The sequence below is a fragment of the Clostridium frigidicarnis genome, from assembly GCF_900111985.1.
GTDB lineage: Bacteria > Bacillota > Clostridia > Clostridiales > Clostridiaceae > Clostridium_Z > Clostridium_Z frigidicarnis.
Genome location: NZ_FOKI01000001.1, coordinates 21,641 through 46,010, shown reverse-complemented (window position 1 = coordinate 46,010; position 24,370 = coordinate 21,641). Strand labels below are relative to the sequence as shown.

Here is a 24,370-nt window from a genome sequence, read left to right as displayed (position 1 = left end):
AAAAAAGACAGATACAATAAGTATCCGTCAATTATTTTCATTAAAACTATAATGTTTTTCTGTTTTTTGTAAATACAATAGGAGTTATCATCCTATATACCGATTTCTATCTTCATTTTCTACGCTCTTTTCTAAAAAATATGCCATTAAATAAAGACCATAACTTAGTATTGTGTAAGCAGCAAGTTTATTTTTGGCTTTATCTATGTCTTTCAAGCTTTCTATAATAAGGTCTTTAAATGATAATCTATTGCTATAATCACTTTTATTTTTAGCTGCTTCATTGTTTTCATCATTAGCATCATTAGACAGGTCATATTCCAATATTATTTTTTGACCACTTATTCTAAACCCAGTATACAAAGAACTAATGCACATAATAAGAGATAATATAATACATAATTTTATTAGAATATTTTTAGATTTTCTCTTACTTTTTATAGGATTAATTGTTTTAAGCTTTATTATAAATACAATACAAAGAAGCATCAAAATAACGTTTAACATAATTAAAAATCCAAGCATACGCATTACCCCCTAATAAACATCTTTACTATATTATATTTAGTAGGTTGTTAATTTTGCAAAGAGTTTATTTATAATATATAGTTTAATTATAGCCCTAAACATACTATTTATAAACATAAATTCTTGTTTCTTAAGAATTTATATAGATTTTAAAATCACTACTATTTTAACCCTAAGCTGAACTTTTAACTTGGAATTTGTTTTGGCTTGTTATTTATCAAATATTACTATATATATCTATTATTATATGTAAAAATAGATTTAAAAATACCAACAACTAAATTTAGTTGTTGGTATTTCATATCTAATATTATTTATTTAAACTTTCTATTCTTGAAAGAACTGCTTCTAACATTTCTTTGTATTTTTCACCTTTAGCTTTTTCTTCATTAACAACATCTTCTGGAGCTTTAGCTACAAATCTTTCATTTGAAAGTTTCTTCTCTACTCTATCTATTTCTTTTTCAAGCTTTTCTTTTTCTTTATTTAATCTTTCAAGTTCTTTTTCCTTGTCAACTAAGTCTAGAAGAGGCATAAATAACTCTCCACCCTTAACTACAACAGCTACAAGGTTTTCTGGAAGATTGTCTTTAGATTCTATAAACTCAACTTCTGAAGCTGATGCAAGCTTTTCAAAGTAAGTAGTTCCACTTTGAAATGCATTTTTAGCTTCTTCAGCAACATAAGCTATTATCTTAGCTTTTCTTGAAGGTGGAACATTCATTTCAGCTCTAACATTTCTTAAAGTTTTTATAGCTTCTATTATGAAAGCCATATCTTCCTCAGCTTTTTCATCATGTAACATTTCATTGTATTCTGGCCACTTAGAAACTGTTATAGATTTTTCATCTAGAACTAAATGAGTAAATATTTCTTCAGTTATAAATGGCATAACTGGGTGTAGAAGCTTTAATCCACTTGTAAGAACTGTATATAAAACATTATATGCTATTCCTTTTTGCTTTTCATCCTCTCCGTAGAATACAGGTTTTACTAGCTCAATGTACCAGTCACAAAGTTCATTCCACATAAAGTCATAGATTTTTTGAAGTGCCATTCCAAGCTCAAATTTATCTATATTATCAGTAATTTCTTTAATTACAGTGTTTAATCTTGATAATATCCACTTATCAGCTAAAGTATAATCTTTTTCATCTTTATATTTTTCCATAAGATCTCTATCAAGATTCATCATTATAAATCTAGATGCATTCCAGATTTTATTTGCAAAGTTTCTTGCTGATTCAACTTTTTCTGGGTAGTATCTTATATCGTTTCCTGGTGCATTTCCTGAAACAAGCATAAATCTTAATGCATCAGCACCATATTCATCTATTACGTCAAGAGGGTCAACTCCATTTCCAAGAGACTTAGACATTTTTTTACCATCAGAATCCCTTACTATACCATGCATTAGTACAGTTTCAAATGGGATTTCCTTCATATTATGAAGTCCTGAGAATATCATTCTTGCTACCCAGAAGAATATTATATCATATCCTGTAACAAGCACTGATGTTGGATAGAAATAATCAAGATCATCTGTTTTATTTGGCCAACCTAAAGTTGAAAATGGCCATAATGCTGATGAGAACCAAGTATCTAAAACATCTGTTTCTTGTTCTAGTTTAGTTCCACCACATTTTGGACACTTAGATGGTGCCTCTTCAGAGCATATTATCTCTCCACAAGAACAGTACCATACTGGTATTCTATGTCCCCACCATAATTGTCTTGATATACACCAATCTTGAATATTTTCCATCCAGTTAAAATAAGTCTTCTCAAATCTTTCTGGTACAAACTTAACATTCTTCTCCTTAACAGTATCTATAGCAGGTTTTGCTAAAGATTCCATCTTAACGTACCATTGTTTAGATATCATTGGCTCTACAACTGTATTACATCTATCATGACACCCAACATTATGAGCATGAGGTTTTATTTTTACAAGGTATCCCTCTTTTTCAAGATCTTTAACTATAGCTTTTCTTGCTTCATATCTGTCAAGACCTTCATATTTTCCACCAAGCTCGTTTATTATTCCTTTGTCATTAAGAACTTTAACTTGAGGAAGGTTATGTCTCTTACCTACTTCATAATCATTAGGATCATGAGCCGGCGTTATTTTAACAGCTCCTGTACCAAACTCTAAATCAACATAGTCGTCAGCAACTATTGGAATTTCCTTACCTACTAAAGGTAATATTAGTTTTTTTCCTACTAAATGACTATATCTTTCATCCTTAGGATTTACTGCGACAGCTGTATCTCCAAGCATTGTTTCTGGTCTAGTTGTAGCTATCTCTAAGAACTCATCACTTCCTACAACAGGGTATTTTATATGCCAGAAGCTACCTTCTTTTTCGCTATACTCTATTTCAGCATCAGATAATGCTGTTTCACACTTTGGACACCAGTTAGTTATTCTGTTTCCTTGGTATATTAATCCCTCTTCATATAACTTAACGAATACGTGTCTTACTGCTTTATTTAGATTTTCATCCATTGTAAATGATTCTCTTGAAAAGTCTGCAGAAACACCCATTTTTTTTAGTTGCAATCTTATTTTTTCTCTATATTCATCAGTCCAGTCCCAAACTTTTTCAAGGAATGCTTCTCTTCCCATTTCCTTCTTCTTTAGACCTTGCTTTAATAATTCATTTTCAACCTTAACTTCAGTTGCTATACTTGCATGGTCTTGGCCTGGAAGCCACAAAGTTGAATATCCTTGCATTCTCTTAGTTCTTATTAATATATCCTGAAGAGTATTGTCTATAGCATGACCTAAGTGAAGTTTACCCGTTATATTTGGTGGTGGCATTATTATAGTAAAAGGCTTTTTACTCTTATCCACTTCTGGAGTAAAATACTTATTTTCTTCCCAATTCTTATAAAGTCTTTCTTCGAAATCCTTAGGGTTATAGGTAGTTGATAAAGTTTTATTTTCTTCCATATTTTGTTCCTCCTTAATTTATATTAAAAAGTAATTTATATTAATTAACTTTTAATCACTAATTTTATAAGTTCACAATTGAGAATTGGAAGCTGAAAGTTAGTATTTATTTTTCTAAGAAAAACCTGAATTTAATTTAAAGCTCTTCTGAACAACGTGAAAAAAACATCATTAACTCGTCACTAATTAAATTATTTTCTAAAAAATTGCAACAAAAAGAGCCTTAATCCTATAAAAGGACGAAGACTCGCGGTGCCACCTTTTTTCCCACATCTTAATGGGCTCTCTAAAATTAACGATTGATAAAAACCGTCTTCAGCTACTAACAGTTCACCAAAGAAGCTCAAAAGCTACCTTCAAGATAATTATTTTAGAAAACCTTTCAGCCATGGATTTCCTTCTCTGAAAAAATAGTTTTATCTCTACTCCTCTTTTTCACAGCTTTATATTTATAAATTTTTATTATATGTCCAAGCTATTATAATATAAACCACAACAGCTCTAAAAATCTCAACTTATCACTTACAACTTGTCACTCATCACTCATACTTTGTAACTTGATATATATAATTATAATAACATTTAATATTATGTCAAGAGATTTTTAAACATAATTTCTTAATATTAGACATCTTCAAAAAATAATAGACCAGTATTCTTGTCTATTTGGCATAATACTTCATAGTCAAAAGTCATCCATAGACCACTATGAACGACTTTTAACTCTTTGTCTTATAGCAAATATACGTGGAATCTTTGGCCTATTATTTTTTCAGATACTTTACAGTGTAAATGTATTCTCTGGTATATACTCTACTTCTATTTCCTTGCTATTTACTATAGGCTTTTCTTTATTTAAATTTTTAAATGCTACACTTAACATAAGTTTTATTCTATTAAGCTGATTAACTTCACTTGAACCAGGATCATAATCAACTGCAACTATATTAGACTCTTTATACCTTTCTTTTAAAGCCTTTATCATTCCTTTTCCTGTTACATGGTTTGGAAGACATGCAAATGGCTGCATACAAATTATATTACCAGCCCCATTTTCAATAAGCTCTATCATTTCTGCAGTTAAAAACCATCCTTCTCCTGTTTGATTTCCAAGGGATAATATTTCACTTGCTTTATCCGCTAGTTCATATATAGTTTCAGGTTTTTCAAATCTATTGCTACTATCTAATGCTTTCATTATAGGCTTTCTATAAAGCTCTATAATATTTATAGCTGTAACACCTAAAACTTGTCTTATTTTTGGTCCTGATAAATATCTATATTTAAAATCATTATCTAAAGATGAATATAAAAAGAAACCTAGAAGATCTGGCATAACAGCTTCTGCACCTTCATCTTCAACTATAGATACCACATTATTGTTAGCGAGTGGATGGAATTTAACTAATATTTCACCTACAAGCCCAACCTTTGGTTTTTGTATATCTAATAGTTCTATTTCATCAAAATCTTTTACTATATTCTTAACATCCTTTTTATAATCAGAGTGACTACCTTTTGCTATGGTATTTTTACATCTTTCATTCCACTGTTCATATAATTTATTACATGAACCTTTTACTGCTTCATAGGGTCTTGTCCTATATAAACATCTCATTAATAAATCACCATAACATACAGCCATTAAGAGTCTTTCTCCTAAAGGAAGTGTAAGTTTAAATCCTGGATTCTTTTCAAGTCCTACAGCATTTAATGACACAACAGGGATTCTCTCAAATCCAGCATCTTTTAATGCTTTTCTAAGTAAACCTATATAATTTGTTGCTCTACATCCTCCTCCAGTTTGTGAGATTATAACTGCTGTAGAATTCAAATCATATTTTCCACTTTTTAACCCACTTATAAGAGAACCTATAGTTATTATACATGGATAACAAACATCATTATTTACATAACGTAATCCTTCATCTATGGAGTTTTTGTCATCATAAGGCATAATTTCAAATTTATATCCATACTTTTCAAATACAGTTTTAAATAATCTAAAATGTATAGGCGACATATCTGGAGCTAATATTGTATAGGTATCCTTCATTTCTTTTGTAAAAACTATTCTCTCTTTATTGTTTTCTTTAATGTCTGGAATATAATTATTTCGCTTCCTTTCTTCAAGAGCAGCCTTTAAAGATCTTAATCTTATTTTTATAGCTCCTAAATTTGTTCCCTCATCTATTTTTAATAAAGTATATATTTTTCCTTTTGATTTTAATATTTCTTCAACTTGATCACTGGTTATTGCATCTAGTCCACAACCAAAAGAGTTAAGCTGAATAAGTTCAAGATCATTAGAGTTTGCTACAATTGATGCTGCTCTATAAAGTCTTGAGTGGTAAACCCATTGATCTACTACTCTTAGAGGTCTAATTGTATCTCCCAAGTGACTAATGCTATCTTCTGATAAAACAGCTAATCCAAAGGAAGTTATTATATTAGGAATACCATGGTTTATTTCCGGATCTATATGATATGGTCTTCCACTTAAAACTACTCCTTTATTTCCTGTTTCTTTAAGATATTTTAGTACCGCTTCTCCTTTATTTCTTATGTCATCTTTAAAATTATCCATTTCTTCAAAAGCCTTATCTAAAGCATTATCAATTTCTTTTTTGCTTATAGAGAAATCTTTAAATTCATCATATAATCTTTTTGAAAGTTTACTTTTATTGTGAATTGACATAAATGGATTTTTAAATATTATATTTTCTTCCTTTAGTACATCCATATTATTTTTTATAACTTCAGGATAAGAGGTTACTATAGGACAATTATAGTGGTTATCACTATTTTCATCCTCTTTTCTCTCATAGGGTATACAAGGATAAAATATAAACTTAATCCCTCTGTTAACTAAATCTATAATATGTCCATGTACTATTTTACCTGGATAACATACAGATTCTGATGGTATTGTCTCTATTCCTAATTCATATACCTTTTTAGAACTTCTATTTGATAATACAACCTTAAAACCAAGTTCTTTAAAGAATGTAGCCCAAAGAGGATAATTTTCATAAATATTTAAGACTCTAGGAATTCCCACTACACCTCTATACGCCTCTTCATCTTTCAAAGGTTTATATGAAAATAGTCTTTTATATTTATAATCATAAAGATTAGGAACCAAATCCCTATCCTTTATTTCAATTCCCGCTCCACGTTCACATCTATTACCTGAAATAAATGATTTTCCATCATTAAATTTATTTATGGTCAAAAGACAATTGTTTCCACAAAGTCCACATCTTCTAATCTCATTTTCTATTGAAAATTTATTAAGTTCATCTAATTTTTTTATAGAAGATATGTTCTCTTCCTCATGTCTCTCTTTAGATATTATAGCAGCTCCAAACGCTCCCATAAGTCCTGCTATATCGGGTCTTATAACTTCTCTTTCAGATATTAATTCAAAACTACGAAGAACTGCTTCGTTATAAAAAGTTCCTCCCTGAACTATTATCTTATCTCCTATTTCCTTAGAATCCCTAAGTTTTATAACCTTAAACAAAGCATTTTTTATTACAGAATAAGCAAGGCCTGAAGAAATATCCCCAACAGATGCTCCTTCCTTTTGTGACTGCTTAACCTTAGAATTCATAAAAACAGTACAGCGAGAGCCAAGATCTACCGGATTTTTAGAAAACAATGCTTCCTTTGCAAAATTTTCAACCTTCATATTTAAAGATTTACTAAAACTTTCTATAAACGATCCACATCCTGAAGAGCATGCTTCATTTAAAAGTATGCTATCTATAACTCCATTGTTAACTTTTAAACATTTCATATCTTGTCCACCTATATCCAAGATAAACTCAACTCCAGGCAAGAAATGTTCTGCACCCTTATAATGTGCAATGGTTTCTACTTCTCCAATGTCAACATTTAATGCACTCTTTATCAAAGCCTCACCATATCCTGTAACAGTAGCATTACTTATTACCGCATCTTTTGGAAGCTTATTATAAATATCTTTTAAAATTTTTATGGTAACATCTAATGGATTTCCATTGTTGTTTCCGTAATATGAATAAGCGATATTATATTCTTCATCAATTACCACAACCTTAGTTGTAGTTGACCCAGCATCTATTCCTAAATAGCAGTTTCCAGTTATTTCGCTTAAGTTTTTTCTATGAGCCACATTTTTATTATGTCTTTCTTTAAAAGAACTATATTCTTCATCATTTAAAAATAACGGTCTTAAATAACGAATTTCTGTATCTCTAAGGTTTTCAATATTTTTAACTTGAGTAACTAAAGTTTCAAAATCTATACATTCGTTATCTCTTGAATTTAATGCAGCTCCCATAGCAACAAATAACTGAGAATTTTCAGGAAAAAGTATATCTTCATCTTTTAGTTTTAATGTCTCTATAAATCTCTGTCTAAGCTCTGATAGAAAATATAAAGGCCCTCCTAAAAAGGCTATTTTACCTCTTATTGGCTTTCCACAAGCAAGTCCACTTATAGTTTGATTTACCACAGCTTGAAATATTGATGCCGCTATATCTTCTCTTCTTGCCCCCTCATTTATAAGAGGTTGAACATCTGTTTTCGCAAACACCCCACATCTAGCAGCTATTGGATATATGTTCTTATAGTCTTTTGCAAGATTATTTAATCCCATGGCATCTGTTTCTAATAAAACAGCCATTTGGTCAATAAATGCTCCTGTACCTCCTGCACAAGTTCCATTCATTCTTTGGTCTATTCCACCTCTAAAATAAGTTATTTTTGCATCTTCTCCACCTAGCTCTATAGCTACATCTGTAGATGGTATAAATTTTTCAATTGTTTTTGAGCAAGCTATTACTTCTTGAATGAAAGGTATATTTAACCATTTAGATACTGAAAGTCCACCTGACCCAGTTACATTTACAGTTATCTTTCCATTAAATGTCTTATTTGCATCTAAAATTAAAGAAATAATTGTACTTTTTATATCCGAAAAATGCCTCTTATATTGGCTATATATTATATTATTATTATCGTCGATTAAAACTAATTTTACTGTAGTTGATCCAACATCTAAACCTACATTTAAAACTCTATTCATTTTAAAATCATCCCTTCTATAAAATTAAAGCATAAAGTGATTCTTAGTTTCTTATGGAGATTTCTTTAAATTACTGTTATTACTCCAACTGAAACTTAGAAGAACTTATCCAAGCCTGTAAGTGCCTATATACCACCTGAAAAATGGAGTATTTGCAATGGTAGCCATGGGATAAATAAAAAAGTAATGCTTGTAATATAGATTTTATTAAAATATTATCTTTTCAAATTAAAAATTTAATAAAACACCACTATTACTACAAATTTGCAGCAAGTGGTGTTCAAAAATTTCTGAAAATAATTACATAATTTTCTAAACTTATAAATAATAATAGCATTTCATTATTATTTAGTCAAATTGCAAATAACCTTAATTTTTAGCTATAAAAATTAATTATTTGTTAATGGAACGGGTATTTGAGAAATCTCTTTTGTTTTCTTTTTCACACACATCATTTGTTAATATACCTTTTCTCTAAATTATATTCCTTTTAATTAAAGGTTTAGAACTTGAATATTTTAAAAATCTTTTTCATATTATAATGTATACTTTCTAATTTACCTGTCAAGTATGATAGATAGATATTAACATATTTTATCAGGAGGTATCTATGAATTACTTTGAAAAAGCTAATGAATCTTATAATATAAGAGATTATAATAAAGCTATTAATTTATATAAAAAAGCTATTAAAAATAAAGAAAATGAATCATGTTCTTCGTATAATACAGCAGTTTGTTTTATAAAATTGAAAAAATATGAAGACGCTTTATATTATTTAAAGGAAGCAATTAAGCTTAAAAAGGAAAGCAAATACTTTTTTAATTTAGCCTATTGCTACGCTATGCTCAATAACTCTAAAAAGGCTTTAATATATTTTAAAACAGCTTGGTCTTTAGATAATAATGATAAAGACTGTGAAAAAGCAATAAACTTCATAATGGATAACTATAAAAAGAAGTTATCTTAAAAGGCACACAAACCTAACAAGTTTGTGTGCCTTTACCATTCTCCTATTATTTCATCATTCTTATGATCCATATTAAATCTTTTTGAATCAAAATAATTTCCACTCTTTGAGAATGTAGAATCTATATTTATCCATTCATTGGATTCTTCTATATAAACTTGATTCCATGAGTGATTTACCCAAGATGTTCCATTAAATCCCTTACCTGATATCATTCTAACCTTTAACCCGGAGGCTCTTGCCATTGCTGTATATAAACAGGAATAATCAAAGCATATTCCTTCTCTTGAGCTGAATGTTGGGATTGCCCCTGATTTGTTTTCATAATTACTTCTCATAATTTCATCTGCTTTTTGATAATCATAACTTATATTTGATCCTACCCAATCATATATTAACTTAGCCTTATTCTTTTCATTTGTAGCATTAGCTGTTAATTTTTTAGAAAAATCATTTATTTCTTTGTTGGATTTTATACCCTCATCTAATGTTATACCATTATAATATATAATTTTCTTTACATTGGACTTATCTTTTATTTCTTCAACATTTAAAGTGTTATTAACTATTATTGGTATGTTTTTTGCAAATGAGGAATTATAAATAGGTAAAACAACTTTATCACATATATAGTTATAGGTATCAGATTTCTGTAAATATGAATTAAACTTATCACCATTGTATATCATTGTTCCAAAGTTTAATATTATTGTACATAAAACAACATATACTATAGCTTTAGGAACTTGAAGTATAGCTCCTAAAACTCTTTTTCCAAAATTACTTCTTTTTTGACCAAAATTATAAATTCCTTTTAAAATTGGTTCTATAGTAATAGCATTAATTAAGCGTATTATTAAACATAAAATTCCGTATAGTATACTTGTAACAACAGACGATACTATTGCTAGTGCTATAAAAGGATGATCATTAAAAAACATATCTATATTTTTAGGTATATAGTTTGTTATTATACTTATATCTTTAAATAAAACTATTTTTCTTGATATTATTATAGATACTATTACTGCCCCTAAAAAACATATGGTTTTTTCAATATCTAAAATTTCCTCTTTTATATATTTAGTTGAAGTTATATTTATAAACCCTAATATTATAGGTATAAAGAAAACAGCTATTAATATTAAAGTTATAGGATCTTTTAAAATATAGTCCATATTATACTTCCTCTTCTATTCCTGAAATAATCTCATTTACAACCTTTTTCACAAGAGAATATTCATATCCTCTTCCTATTAAATAATTGCACACTTTTTGATATAATTTTCTTTTATCACTTTCCCTTTTTTCTAAAAGAGAATATTTTTTCTTTCCTAATTCTAATGCTTTAGAATGTTCATCTTCTTCATCTATAGTACTTAAACTTTTTTCAATTATACTATCATTTATACCTTTTCTTTTTAAGGCATATTTAATCTTATTTCTTCCTTGATTATAGGATTTGTCTTTAGAAAACATTAGTGCAAACTTATCATCATCTATAAATTTATACTCTTTTAAAAAATCTATAGTTTTTTCAATAGAACTACTTTCAAATTCTTTTTGAGTTAACTTATCTCTAATTTCTTTTTCAGTTTTATAACCTCTAGTTACACTTCTTAACGCTTGGCTCTTACATTTTGAGAAATCTTCTCTTGTTAAGATTTCTTCTATATTATCATTATCAACAATATCCCCTTTTTTTAGTCCTAACTTATATATATGTTCCATATCGCAACCAAAAGCAAAATCTCCGTCTATAAATAGATTTGCTCTTTCATCATTATTTTTTTGAATTTCTATTTTTGTTATTTTTCCCATTTAGTTTACTCTTCCTCTTCTTCATCATCTTCTTCATCTGATTTTAAAATGTGAACAGTACTGTTATTCAATACCTTTTTTGCAACATTGTACACATGTTCTTCTGTTAAATTCTCTAGTTCTTCCATATCATTTATAAATTCATTTATTGGTTCATCCTCAAGGGCTTGATGCATTACATAATTACAAAGATCTGTTGAATCCTCCATAATAGATGCAACTGCTGTCTTATGAACCTTTTTCATAAGTTCAACTGTATTTTTATCAAAAATTATATTTCTGTTTTTAATATCTTCAATACATTTATCAATAACTTCTGTAGTTTCATCTAAATTCTCATCTGAAATTGCCGTATATATTACAAATGTCTTTACATTCTTTGTAAGATCCATATTAGTATAAACATCATAGGCAAGTCCTCTTTTCTCTCTTAACTCTCTAAATAATATTGAATTAGAACTTTCTCCTAATCTTAAACTTAATATTTTTAAAGGCAGTTCCTCTTCTCTACTTATGTTGTGAAGAGTATAGAGGTAAATTAAAGTACTTTGCTCTATATCGCTCTTATATGATACAAATTTTCCTGGAATATTATCTTCTGTTGGTGCATTTCTTAACTCTAACTCACCTTTTTTCCAGTTTGAAAAGTATTTTTTAACCAATTTAATGATGTCATCATGCTCATAATTTGACACTATCGTTATACATGAGTTATTAGGTATATAGTGTTTTTTATAAAATGATACTAAATATTCTTTTGAAAAACTTTCAACATGCTTTTCAGTACCACCTACATCATATTTTAATGGACTTTTATTGAATGCAGTTTCATAAGTCTTATTAAAAGAATAATCTTCTACATCATCCTTATTTGTCCTAAGTTCTGCTAATATTACTCCTCTTTCTCTCTCAAATTCGTTTGAATCAAAATTTGAATTTATTATCATATCGCTTAGAAGTTCTAATCCTTTTGGCAGTTCTTCTGATAATGCACTTATACTGTATACAGTACATGAATAATCTGTATAGGCATTGTACTCTCCCCCTAAAAGTTCAAGTTCATTGTTTAATTCCTCATTACTCTTGCTTTCTGTACCCTTAAACAACATATGTTCAATAAAGTGACAAATCCCTTTCTCACTATCTTTTTCATAAAGAGAACCTATATTAATCCCACCATGTACTGAAAATATTTGAGTGTCCCTTTTTATAGAAATAACTCTTAAACCATTACTTAAAAAGGTATCTCTGGAATCTAAAAACCATTTTTTCATTATATATCTCCTTGTATCTAAATAGTAAAAATTGTTTACTTTTTAATTGTTATAGACCGTATTAGTTTATCATATATACCTTGTATTAATCAATGTAAAACCTTGATTCAGTGACAAGTTTTAAGTGGTAAATGACAAGTTTCAACTTTCCATTCTCAGCACTTATAAAAGTTGAAACTAAATAGAGTCTGTAACATTACAAACTCTATTTAATAAAATTATTATTTACATGCTCTAATTATTAATCCATAAGAATCTATGTTAAATACGCTTTTCTTAAAGTCACCAAATACTTCTATGTCTTTAAAACCGCATTTTTTTATAATATTTATCAGATCTTTACTTTTAAGTGGTATTAAGGGAGTTGAGCCTTTATAAACATTAGTATCTCCTTGTATTCTTAATTCTGTATTAAAATAAATCTTGTTCTCATCCTTTTTATAGTCATAATTTCTTACGAAGTCTACATTATCTTTTTGTATAGTAGGAAGATTTTTAATATTATTTTTAAGTATTCTATCATAATTTATAATTTGTATTAAAATATAGCCATTTTCTTGAAGAATACTATAAAAGTCATTAATTGCCTTTTCAATCTCCAAAGCATTGCTTAAATGAACCAAAGAGTTTCCTATACAATATATCAAATTAAATGTATTGTGGAATTGTAAATTTATCTCTCTCATATCCATGGTGTTAAAACCCAAGTTATTTAATTCATTAGACTTTGTCTTCGCTATTTCAATCATTTTGTTATCTAAATCAACACCACAACCAGAAAACCCATCTTTATTAAGAGCTAATGAATAAGTTCCTGTTCCGCATGCCACATCTAAAAACCTTTCACCCCTAGATAGATTTAATGTTTCTCTTAAAAGCTTATGGGTATTTTCATTGTAACTAAATACAGTATCGTAAACTGTACTTAACTTTTCATAAAAATTCATATGTCCACCTCTTTCTACTTACCATTTTGCTATATGTTCCTCACAAAGTGACAATGCCTCATCTATATTAATAACTAAACCATTAATTTTTATACTTCCTCTAAGCTTACCAAATAGCTGATTAAAATGAGATTTTATTATTCCAAAATTCATATTACTTTCCCTAATCCTAATTGGCACAAACACAAGATTTATATCATTACTTTGAGATTTAATAGTCCAAGGCTTCATAAAATCATCATTATCATATTTAAACTCCACATCTTCCTCTATTTGATAAGCCTTACCATCTAATATTATACCATTTTCCGTAATACCACTACCATCTGTCCAATGTGCTCCAAGGTTTATACCAAGATGTTTTTTATCCATAATTGTTGTAGAGCAAGTTATCCAGTTCCATTTTATGTTTCTTTTCCAAACTCCACGCCCAAAATCTTGGGAACCGTAACTTTCACCTTTTTCAAATTTTATATAATCATTACCTATGCTTAATGCACCTTCACACTTAAGAGCACTTTGCTTACAGGCATAAGTATATTTTTTCTTTGACCATGGAACAACAATATTTAAACTTTCAACATCTTTATTATAAATATTGAAATATCCCATTAAGCAATTATTTTCACAAAAATTATTTATAAATAATTCTATTTTTGTTTTATCACTGGAATTAATAATTTTTATATTCAAGTTCTTACCTTCGTATACTATATCATCGTCTACGTGAGACTTAAGACATATCCCTTTTCCAAAAGGTACTAAAAAGTTTTTTTCTATAATTTTATTGTTATCTAAATCAATAAGATATGCAAATATTAACCCTGAATAATCAAAATTGGCCAATGCTATAGTAAAAAAATATTTATCATTATTTATTGTCCAATAATTCCACTTTTTACGCCTTAATAAATTTCTTTTACTTAGGTTAGAATTTATAATAGGATCTTGAAAAAACATTCCTTCATGAAAATTCAATCGTCCATTTTTATCACATAAATTTTTGCTATCTAACTCCATTTAAATAATCCCCCTAAACAATACTAAGGTACTTATTCTATATATCTAATTAAAAACCCTTTGATATTTTCCAAATTATTGAAATATTGTTCTGATACAGTTCATCTGATGACTACCACTTTTAATACCTCATACCCTTATAAAGTGGCTATTACCGGCTCTCCATCATCTATATCTTTAATATTTTAATCTGTTATGGTATACTTGTATAACAAAATATTTTCAAAATAAAATAAATTCTGTTAATTATATTTTTATGGGGGCTTTTATGGAAAACAAATATGATATTATTGTTAATTACATAGAAAATGAAATAAAAAAAGAAAGTTTCAAATCAAAACTTCCTTCAATAAGAGCATTAGCTATTAAATTCAGTTGTAGCAATTCAACTGTAATTAGAGCCTATTCTGAACTTGAAAAAAAGGGGTCAATATACTCTATGCCTAAAAGTGGGTACTTTATATTAGAAAACAGCCTATTTAAACAAAATAATTTAGTTCAGGACAAGTTTGATTTTTCTTCTGGAGAACCGAATGAAGCAATATTTCCTGTTGCTCAATTTCAAAAATACATTGATATAGCTATAAATTCTTATGGCACATCTTTATTTAACTATGGTCATTCAGATGGATTTTCTGAGCTTAAAACTACCCTTTGCAATAAATATAGTGAAAAGGGATTAAATTTAACGGAAGAAAGTATTTATTTTTCTAATGGAGCACAACAGTCAATTTCCTTGCTTTCTCTTATGAGATTTCATAACAATAAAGATTCTATATTAGTGGAATCTCCATCATATAATATTTATTTGGGGTGGCTAAAATTAACTAAGTCTAAGGTTTATACTATTCCACGCGGAAAAGATGGTATAGATTTAAATTTACTTGAAGATTTATTTAAAAATAAGGATTTAAAGTTCTTTTATACAATGCCAAGACTTCACAACCCTCTAGGTACATCCTACGATGAAGAAACTAAAAAACAAATATTATATTTAGCAAATAAGTATGATGTTTATATCTTAGAAGATGATTATTTAAGTGAATTAAATGATGTATCTAATAAACCAATTAAATCTTATGATTCCTTTGAAAAAGTTATTTATTTAAAGACATTTTCAAAAATACTACTTCCTGGAGCAAGGCTAGCTGCAATAAGCTTACCTGAAAAGATAGTAGAAGACTTTAGACAATTTAAGACTTTCTGCGAATTGCAAGGTAATGCTGTGTTCCAGTGTGCCTTAAATGAGTATATACTTTCTACTGATTACGATGATTATATACAAAATTTAAAAGTTCATTACGATAAAAAAATGGATATTTTGAAAGAAATAATAAATGAGAATTCTGATTTAAATCTAAACTTTACTAATCCAACTAGTGGCCTTTTTTCTTTGATACATCTTCCAAAGAATTTAAATATGGAGGAATTTCTAAGCAACTTAAGGGGAAATAAAATCTATATAAGGCATGGAAAATATTTTTATTATAATAACTCTGAAAACATTAATACTGCTCGTATAAGTGTTGCAAAATGCAATGAAAAGGAAATTAGTCATGGTATTTCAACTTTATTTGATATTTTAAGAGAATCACTAAAATCAAATATTATAAAAAAACCTGAAATTCTTGAACTTTAAATTATTCTCATCTTAAAATATAGTTCTTATTATGTTAACTAAGAGTATAATATTAAGAATTTCTTTCTGGTCTTTTTTAATTATACTTTTTATTAAGATACCTATTTAACAATTGACAAGTTACAAAGTTAAGTTTTTTTGTTAGAATAACTGTATATTATACAATAAACTTATAACTTTATACAGGAGTGATTTTATGAAAAAAACTGTAATGATAGTTGAAGATGAGATTAGAATAAGAAAGCTCATTCACGATTATCTTGTTAGAGAAGATTTTGAAGTTTTAGAAGCATCTAATGGTAAAGAAGCACTAGATGTATTCAAACAACGTAATATGGACCTAATAATTTTAGATATTATGATGCCTTTAATGGATGGATTCACATTTTGTAAAGAAATTAGAAAAGTGTCATCTGTTCCTGTTATGATTTTAACTGCAAGAGGTGAAGAGGAAGATGAACTTTTAGGATATAATTTAGGTGCCGATGATTATGTAACTAAGCCCTTTAGCCCTAAAGTGCTAGTGGCTAAGGTTAAAGCCTTATTAAAAAGGATTGAAGATGTTCATATAACTAAAGATCATATTTTAAATTTTCAGGACTTATTAATAAATAAAATGGCTCATGAGGTTAAAGTAAAAGATACTATTATAAACTTATCACCTAAGGAATATGATTTACTTATATATCTTGTTGAGAATAAAGATATTGCCTTAAGTAGAGAAATGATTCTTAATAGTGTTTGGGGTTATGATTATGAAGGAGATCTAAGAACAGTTGATACAAATATAAAAAGACTTCGAGAAAAACTTCTTCATAGATCTAGCTGTATAGTTACAGTGAGAGGAAGTGGCTATAAATTTGAAGTTTAATATAAAAAACTCAATAACCAAGCGGCTGTTCCTTATAACAGCAATATCCCTATTTGCATTTTTACTTTTTTCCATGGTTTTTCAAAGTTTATTGTTTGAAAATTTTTATGTTAAGAAAAAACAAGAAGCATTAACCGAAAGTGTTAAAAATTTAAAATTAACTTATTCATATTCTAAAGATAGTGATAATTTAGCTCTTATTAAAAATATCGATGCTTTAGAAAAACAAAATGATGCTAAGATAGCTATACTAAAAACCAATGGTGAAATAAAATATTTATCAAACTTAAATAACGAAATAGACTCTAACACAAAGGATATAATAGTTAATATTTTTAATCATGTTAAAGGAAATAACAATTTATTAAATGACTTATATAATAAAAATAAAATAATTTCTTATACAGTGGAAACACCAAATATAAATGTGAAAAATATAGCCTGTGTAGGCCCTATGTCAATTAATTATAAAGATGATAGTTTAATTATAGCTGTATCCTCTTTTAGACCTATACAGGAGGCCTCAGAAGTAATAAAACAATTATATGTGTATATGTTTATATTTGCTATATTAATGATACTTATACTTTCTTTCGTATATACAAAATTAATTTCCAAACCATTAGTTAAACTAAATATGAGTGCTAAAAAAATGAGCAACTTAGATTTTAGTAAAAAATGTGAAATTAATAGAGAAGATGAAATAGGAAGTTTAGCTAAAACTTTAAATTTCTTAGCCTTAAATCTTAATACTGCATTAACTGAACTTAAAAGTGCCAATAAAAAGTTGAAAATTGATATAGAAAAAGAAAAAAAGTTAGAAGAAATGAGAAAAGAATTTGTTGCTGGAGTATCCCACGAATTAAAAACTCCAATAACATTAATAGAAGGATATGCCGAAGGATTAAAAGATGGCATAGCAAGTGAAGATGATAAAGATTTCTATTTAGAGGTAATATTAGATGAAGCAAAAAAAATGAATACACTTGTATGTGATATGATCGAAGTTAGTAAGCTAGAAAGTGAAAACTTTAAATTAAATATAAGTAATTTTTATATAAATCAATTAATATTAAAGGTTCTAAAGCCATTTAAAGCATATGTTGATGAAACTAAAATAGATTTAAAATTTAATAATGAGACCATTACTGTATCTGGTGATGAATTTAGAATTCAGCAAGTATTAACTAATTTTATAACAAATGCAATTAGACATACCAAACCAAATGGTACCATAGTAATAGGATTAGAAAATCATAAAGATTTTGCTATTATATGGGTTGAAAATACTGATAGTCATATAGATGAAGATATAATAACTAATATATGGGATAAGTTTTATAAAACAGATAAATCAAGACATAGAGAATTTGGAGGAACTGGACTTGGTCTTTCTATAAGTAAAAACATATTAACTCTTCATAAGAGTAAATTTGGTGCTAAAAATACTGATAATGGAGTTATGTTTTACTTTACGTTAAATATAGTTCATCAGAACAAAAAAAGAGAGGACTAATCAACGCAAACTAGCTGACTGCACAAAGTATTGTAATGTATAAAAAGTTTATATGTCTAAATTCCAATAACTCACTTCGTTCAACAATTGGAATTCTTAACGCCATATAAATTTTTTATACCACCAACACTAACTGTTCGTCAGATAGTTTGCTAACGCTTAGACCTCTCTTTTCTTTACAAAATTTTTTATATTGAAAAAAATAACTCTAGATTTTTTAACGGCATCAATATTTTTTTATAAAAAGAATGATTAATGTTCGCTAGATAATTTGCTAATCCTTATACCAACACACTTGTACATATTAATTATATTTCAATTTTAACCTGAAAACAGAGGTCTTTATTATAAGACTATACAATTTCAAGTTTTTTCTGAACAGCGTGAAGAAAAACATCCATCACTCTCAGATCTCCACTTTCTAATAATAGCTTGCTAACTCTTAAATCTCATTTTTCTTTATAAAATTCTTTATATTGAAAAAATAGCCCTAAATTTCTTAATGCCATGAATGTTTTTTTATAACCATAAAAATTATTTTCTAAATCTAGTGTTAAAATATCAGCAAAGAACATTTCTTTTATTAATTTATAACTAAAAATAATCAATTCAATTCATTGAATAACTCTTACAATTATAAAATCTATAAATATCCTCCATCAACAGTAATAACTTGAGATGTTATGTATTTGCTTTTGTTTGATGCTAAAAACACCACTAAGTCTCCAATATCTTTTCCTTCACCAAACTTTCCCATCGGTATTTCTTCTTCTAAAGCTAGTTTTTCTTCACTGCTTAAAAAGCTATTCATAGAAGTATTTATAACCCCTGGTGCTATTGCATTAACCCTTATTCCACTAAGAGCCATTTCTTTTCCTAAAGCTTTTGTGAATAAATTAACTCCACCCTTTGTAGATGAATATATTGCTTCACATGATGCCCCCACATTCCCCCACATAGATGATATGTTAATTATACTTCCCTCTCTTCTACTTACCATATGAGGAAGAACAGCATGGGTTAAATTTATAGCTCCTTTTAAATTTGTATCTATTAAAGAGTTTATATCCTCCATAGACATATCCATAAATAACCCTACTTTACTTATTCCAGCATTATTTACCAAAATATTAAGTTTCCCAAACTTTTTTATACATTCATTATACATAGACACACAGTTATCATAAGACGCCACATCACCTTTTACTATAAATCCATTACCACCAATTTCATTTACAAGTTTTAAAGTTTTATTTGCCCCTTCCTCATCATTTCTATAATTAATAGCAACCATTGCTCCTTCTTTTATAAGGCTTAATGTAATTTCTCTGCCAATTCCCTTTGAAGCGCCAGTAACTAATGCTACTTTCCCATTTAAGTCCATATATTTCACTCCTATCAATAATCATTAATTTTTGCAATTAATTTATTTTCAATCTATCCACATACTATAACTTTAAAATTTGTATAATTAATTAAAAGTTTAATCCATTATATATTACTATCATGTTCTTTATAATGCAATTTACTTATATTTTAAACATGAAAAATACCGTTGATTAATTTAGAGTTTTTAAAGTTATATATCAAAGCTTTCCTCAATATCATAGTATATTATATATCTCTATGTAAATCACTTAATTTAAAAGGAGAAAATAGCATGGCTTTCACCAATAACTTTCAATTTTATGATATATTAGCCTTAGAAGATGTTGATTTAAAACCACACTCTATAATTGGGCTACATTTATCCCAATTACTAAATTTAGTTAATTTTTCCGGATTAATTCAAGGGGACTGCTGCTCTCAACCATCTATAGATGATCAAATAAGATATGAAATTTGTCTTATTCTGAAAATTTTAGATATTACCTTGCCTGACAATAAATTTACTCTTGTGTCCAAAACCAGAAAAGCTATTTTTATATTTAAGTTCATTACAATTCTTATACAATATTATGCTGTAGTTCAAGGAGACTGTATTAAAGGAGAATTTGTTAAAAATATTATATTATCCTTATTTTCATATAATAATCTTTTGATAATAGACATAACTAATGAAGTTTTAAATAATTCTCAAGATTTTTTTGATGGAATTTAATCTTATACCTTATTAACTAAATGTTGTATTTTTTATGATATAATAAGATATATAATATCCAATGATGAGGTGATTTCATGATAAAGTTAATTGCGACAGATATGGATGGAACTTTATTAAATGAACATGGTAAACTTAATAAAGAATTCTTTACTATATTAAAAAAATTAAGAGATAAAAAAATACTATTTGTAGCAGCATCAGGAAGACAATACTATAATTTACTTCATAATTTTAATTCTGATAAAGATAATATTGTTTATGTTGCTGAAAATGGTAGTTTTGTTATGAATAATGATTTAGAGATATATTCTAACTTTATGACAAAAGAAAATATAGAACTCCTTGTTAAAACAGCAAGGAAAATAGAGGGAGCTAACATAGTTTTATGTGGTAAAAAATCTGCATATATTGAAAGTACTGAAAAAATATTTATTGAAGAAGTAGACAAGTATTACACACGTTGCCAACTAGTTGAAGATGTTTTAAATGTTAATGATGATATTTTAAAAATTGCAATATGTGATTTCAATAATGTGTCTGAGAATTCATATCCTCATTTTTACCCAAAGTTTAAAGATAACTTTCAAATAGCTATATCAGGGTCTATTTGGCTTGATTTGATGAACAAAGGAGTAAACAAAGGACAAGCTATTAAAGCTCTACAAAGCAATTTTAACATATCTAAAGATGAAACTATGGTATTTGGAGATTACTTCAATGACTTAGAAATGATGGATTGTGCAAAATTTAGTTATGCCATGGAAAATGCTGTAGAAGAAGTTAAATCTGCTGCAAATTTTATTGCAAAGAGTAATAAAGATAATGGAGTATTACATACAATTAAAGAGTGTATTCTTTAATAAAAAGACCTTCTAATTAAAATTAGAAGGTCTTTTATGTTACTTTTTATCCAATTTAAATGAGCTCTTTAAAGATACTATTCTATTGAATACTAATTTTTCATTCTTTGTATCTTTTGGATCTACATTAAAGTACCCATGTCTAAAGAACTGGAATTTTTCTTCAGATTTTGCATCTATCATATTAGGTTCAACAAAACCATTAAGGACCTCTAGAGAATTTGGATTAATTTGTTCTAAGAAATGCTTCTCTTCCTCAGAATTCTCATCTAATATTAAATGATCATATAATCTAAACTCTGCTGGAATTGCATGTTTTGCATTAACCCAATGTATTGTACCTTTAACTTTTCTTCCTGTAAATCCTGTTCCGCTCTTAGTTTCTGGGTCATAAGTACAATGAATCTCTAATACATTTCCTTCTTCATCTTTTATAACCTCATTACATTTTACAAAATAAGCACCCTTAAGTCTTACTTCATTTCCAGGGAACAATCTAAAATATTTCTTTGGTGGATTTTCCATAAAGTCTTCTTGCTCTATGTAAATTTCTCTTCCAAATGGCACTTGTCTCTTTCCTGCATTTTCATCATCAGGATTGTTTTCTATTTCAAGAAGCTCTTCTTCATTCTCAGGATAATTTGTTATAACAAGTTTTAATGGTCTTAAAATAGCCATTGTTCTTAATGTCTTGTCATGTAAATCTTCCCTTATGAAATGCTCAAGCATAGCATCATCAACTAATGAATTAGCTTTTGCAACTCCTATAGCTCTACAGAAGTTTCTTATTGACTCTGAAGTGTATCCTCTTCTTCTTAGTCCTGCTATAGTTGGCATTCTTGGATCATCCCATCCATCAACTACATTTTCATCTACAAGAAGTTTAAGCTTTCTTTTACTCATTACTGTATTAGTTATATTTAATCTAGCAAATTCTATTTGTTGAGGTGCACATTCCATTTCACATTCCTTCACTATCCAATCATATAAAGGTCTATGATCTTCAAACTCAAGTGTACATATAGAATGAGTTATACCTTCTATAGCATCCTCTAATGGATGAGCAAAGTCATACATTGGATAAACACACCACTTGCTACCTGTATTATGATGTTCTGAATGAGATATTCTATATATTATAGGATCTCTCATATTTATATTAGGAGAATTCATATCTATTTTAGCTCTTAAAACTTTTTCTCCATCTTTAAATTCACCTTTTCTCATTTTTTCAAATAAATTAAGGTTCTCTTCTATACTTCTATTTCTACAAGGACTTTCTTTACCTGGATCTTTAAGAGTTCCTCTATATTCCCTTATTTCTTCAGGAGTTAAGTCACAAACATAAGCCTTACCTTTTTTTATTAATAATATTGCTCTATTATACATTTCTTCAAAGTAATTTGAAGCAAAATATAAATTATCCCAATCAAATCCAAGCCATTTTACATCTTCCTTTATAGATTCAACATATTCTGTATCCTCTTTTGTAGGATTTGTATCATCAAATCTAAGATTTGTTTTACCCTTAAATTCATCAGCAAGCTCAAAGTTTAAAACTATTGATTTTGCATGGCCTATATGAAGATATCCGTTTGGCTCTGGTGGAAAACGAGTTATTATCTCATTATGCTTTCCACTGTCCAAATCAGAGATAACTATATTCTTTATAAAGTTTGAAGAGCTGAACTCTGTTGACATTTTCATCATCCCTTTTCTTGACGTAATATTATTCTTTATAAATATATCATAAAAATACAAATGTTTCTATAAATATATTAAAAATTATGTCTAAAATACTTTTTTAAAATGTTTACAACATTTTAAAAGTGACAAGTTAAGAGTGAAAAGTGAAAAGTTGTAGTTTAAAATCTCATATTTTTATCGCTTGTCACTTGTCACTAATTAACAAAGGTGGCTACGCCACCTTTGTTAATTTAAAATCAATTCATATATATACTTAGTATTCATAGGTCTATTAGTAGTGTTTATGCATCTTAAACCTATAATTTTATTATATATGTTTAAATTTAATAAAGCATCTCCATAAGATTTATAATCATTAACCTCTATTTCATGTAACTTTGCATATTCATATTGTATTAATTCATTACTCATTTTTCCACACAAATGAATATTTATGTTATTATTATAAAAAATTAATTCTTTTATAACTCTAATCATACTAAAAGCACTTAATTTATCGTATACTCTTTTTCCTACAATAGATTTTAAGCCCATAACATCACCATAAGATATTATGTTTACCCCCACATCTATTAATGATTTTGCAAATCTTATTATTATATCCTCTACCAATTTTAAAATATTTTCAGCTTCTTCAGGATTTTTCATAGAAAGCTTATAAAAAATTTTAGGATCTATCAAAGAACATATTATTGTAAATGAACCTTGCACAGAAAAAACAATTTTGTTATTGTCTAAAGATAAGAACTTCACTAAATCTTTAAATAAATCTATTCTTTCACTTTTTAACTCTACATTTTTCCACTTACTTAGATTGTCCTTTAACTCTTCTAAACTTTTAAAGGCATATTCTTTACTTCTTGGGCTAGATATTCCATCTCCTAGAACAATTTTTCCACCTAATGCTTCTATCTCTAAAGTATTACAAAATGGCAACTTGAAAAAGCTATCTTTATTGAATTCTTTTAAGCTAATTGATAATTCTAATAAATTTTCTTTATTAAAATAACACTTAGGAAACTCATATTGTTTTGCTAAATCCTTTGGTATTTTAAATGAATCATCTCCACTACACACAAATCC

General features: G+C 27.8%; 17 protein-coding genes and 1 other annotated feature. Of the genes, 6 read left to right on the top strand and 11 right to left on the bottom strand.

The features are described from left to right. Positions 1 to 87: 87 nt before the first annotated feature. The 3 genes from BM119_RS00175 to BM119_RS00165 form a co-directional block, all read right to left on the bottom strand. Complete coding sequence (locus tag BM119_RS00175) at positions 88 to 525, bottom strand: hypothetical protein (RefSeq protein WP_090037469.1); 438 nt, start codon at positions 523 to 525, stop codon at positions 88 to 90. 313 nt (positions 526 to 838) lie between these two features. Beyond that, complete coding sequence (locus BM119_RS00170; RefSeq protein WP_090037466.1) at positions 839 to 3,484, bottom strand: valine--tRNA ligase; 2,646 nt, start codon at positions 3,482 to 3,484, stop codon at positions 839 to 841. A 232-nt stretch (positions 3,485 to 3,716) separates the two neighbouring features. Beyond that, positions 3,717 to 3,932: a binding site (T-box leader), on the bottom strand. Between the two features lie 333 nt (positions 3,933 to 4,265). Then, positions 4,266 to 8,558, bottom strand: a complete 4,293-nt coding sequence (locus BM119_RS00165) for a 2-hydroxyacyl-CoA dehydratase (RefSeq protein ID WP_090037463.1) — start codon at positions 8,556 to 8,558, stop codon at positions 4,266 to 4,268. Between the two features lie 610 nt (positions 8,559 to 9,168). Here BM119_RS00165 and BM119_RS00160 point away from each other — a divergent pair. Next, the gene (locus BM119_RS00160; RefSeq protein ID WP_090037460.1) at positions 9,169 to 9,528 is read left to right on the top strand and encodes a tetratricopeptide repeat protein; all 360 of its coding nucleotides are present in this window, start codon (positions 9,169 to 9,171) and stop codon (positions 9,526 to 9,528) included. Between the two features lie 32 nt (positions 9,529 to 9,560). Here BM119_RS00160 and BM119_RS00155 read toward each other — a convergent pair whose 3' ends face one another. From BM119_RS00155 to BM119_RS00135, 5 genes are all read right to left on the bottom strand, one after another. Then, complete coding sequence (locus BM119_RS00155) at positions 9,561 to 10,706, bottom strand: transglutaminase-like domain-containing protein (protein WP_090037458.1); 1,146 nt, start codon at positions 10,704 to 10,706, stop codon at positions 9,561 to 9,563. Between the two features lies 1 nt (position 10,707). Continuing rightward, on the bottom strand, positions 10,708 to 11,349 hold the full coding sequence (gene recX, locus BM119_RS00150; RefSeq protein WP_090037455.1) for a recombination regulator RecX: 642 nt from the start codon (positions 11,347 to 11,349) through the stop codon (positions 10,708 to 10,710). Between the two features lie 5 nt (positions 11,350 to 11,354). Further along, on the bottom strand, positions 11,355 to 12,623 hold the full coding sequence (locus BM119_RS00145; RefSeq protein WP_090037452.1) for a M16 family metallopeptidase: 1,269 nt from the start codon (positions 12,621 to 12,623) through the stop codon (positions 11,355 to 11,357). Positions 12,624 to 12,844: 221 nt separating this feature from the next. Further along, entirely contained in the window at positions 12,845 to 13,570 is a 726-nt protein-coding gene (locus tag BM119_RS00140; protein WP_090037450.1) for a class I SAM-dependent methyltransferase, read from the bottom strand. An 18-nt stretch (positions 13,571 to 13,588) separates the two neighbouring features. Then, positions 13,589 to 14,590 (bottom strand): DUF2804 domain-containing protein, encoded by a 1,002-nt coding sequence (locus BM119_RS00135; protein WP_090037447.1) that lies wholly within the window; start codon positions 14,588 to 14,590, stop codon positions 13,589 to 13,591. A 268-nt stretch (positions 14,591 to 14,858) separates the two neighbouring features. Between BM119_RS00135 and BM119_RS00130 the strand changes: the two genes are divergently transcribed. From BM119_RS00130 to BM119_RS00120, 3 genes are all read left to right on the top strand, one after another. Beyond that, positions 14,859 to 16,229: an aminotransferase-like domain-containing protein gene (locus tag BM119_RS00130; protein ID WP_177199262.1), complete on the top strand. Its 1,371-nt coding sequence runs from the start codon at positions 14,859 to 14,861 to the stop codon at positions 16,227 to 16,229. Between the two features lie 196 nt (positions 16,230 to 16,425). Further along, entirely contained in the window at positions 16,426 to 17,100 is a 675-nt protein-coding gene (locus BM119_RS00125) for a response regulator transcription factor (RefSeq protein ID WP_090037442.1), read from the top strand. A 73-nt stretch (positions 17,101 to 17,173) separates the two neighbouring features. Then, positions 17,174 to 18,616, top strand: a complete 1,443-nt coding sequence (locus BM119_RS00120; RefSeq protein ID WP_143087275.1) for a HAMP domain-containing sensor histidine kinase — start codon at positions 17,174 to 17,176, stop codon at positions 18,614 to 18,616. 643 nt (positions 18,617 to 19,259) lie between these two features. On the opposite strand, the gene ymfI is transcribed toward BM119_RS00120, so the two are convergent. After that, positions 19,260 to 20,000, bottom strand: coding sequence for an elongation factor P 5-aminopentanone reductase (gene ymfI, locus BM119_RS00115; protein ID WP_090037436.1), 741 nt, complete (start codon positions 19,998 to 20,000; stop codon positions 19,260 to 19,262). 276 nt (positions 20,001 to 20,276) lie between these two features. Between ymfI and BM119_RS00110 the strand changes: the two genes are divergently transcribed. Together BM119_RS00110 and BM119_RS00105 are read left to right on the top strand one after the other, a co-directional pair. After that, on the top strand, positions 20,277 to 20,717 hold the full coding sequence (locus tag BM119_RS00110; protein WP_090037433.1) for a hypothetical protein: 441 nt from the start codon (positions 20,277 to 20,279) through the stop codon (positions 20,715 to 20,717). A gap of 77 nt (positions 20,718 to 20,794) precedes the next feature. Continuing rightward, positions 20,795 to 21,580 carry a Cof-type HAD-IIB family hydrolase gene (locus BM119_RS00105; protein ID WP_090037430.1) on the top strand — a complete coding sequence of 262 codons (786 nt, stop codon included), beginning with the start codon at positions 20,795 to 20,797 and terminating at the stop codon, positions 21,578 to 21,580. 39 nt (positions 21,581 to 21,619) lie between these two features. On the opposite strand, the gene BM119_RS00100 is transcribed toward BM119_RS00105, so the two are convergent. Both BM119_RS00100 and BM119_RS00095 read right to left on the bottom strand, forming a co-directional pair. Beyond that, positions 21,620 to 23,281 (bottom strand): glutamine--tRNA ligase/YqeY domain fusion protein, encoded by a 1,662-nt coding sequence (locus BM119_RS00100; RefSeq protein WP_090037428.1) that lies wholly within the window; start codon positions 23,279 to 23,281, stop codon positions 21,620 to 21,622. 231 nt (positions 23,282 to 23,512) lie between these two features. After that, positions 23,513 to 24,364 (bottom strand): uroporphyrinogen decarboxylase family protein, encoded by an 852-nt coding sequence (locus BM119_RS00095; RefSeq protein ID WP_242948261.1) that lies wholly within the window; start codon positions 24,362 to 24,364, stop codon positions 23,513 to 23,515. Positions 24,365 to 24,370: the final 6 nt, after the last annotated feature.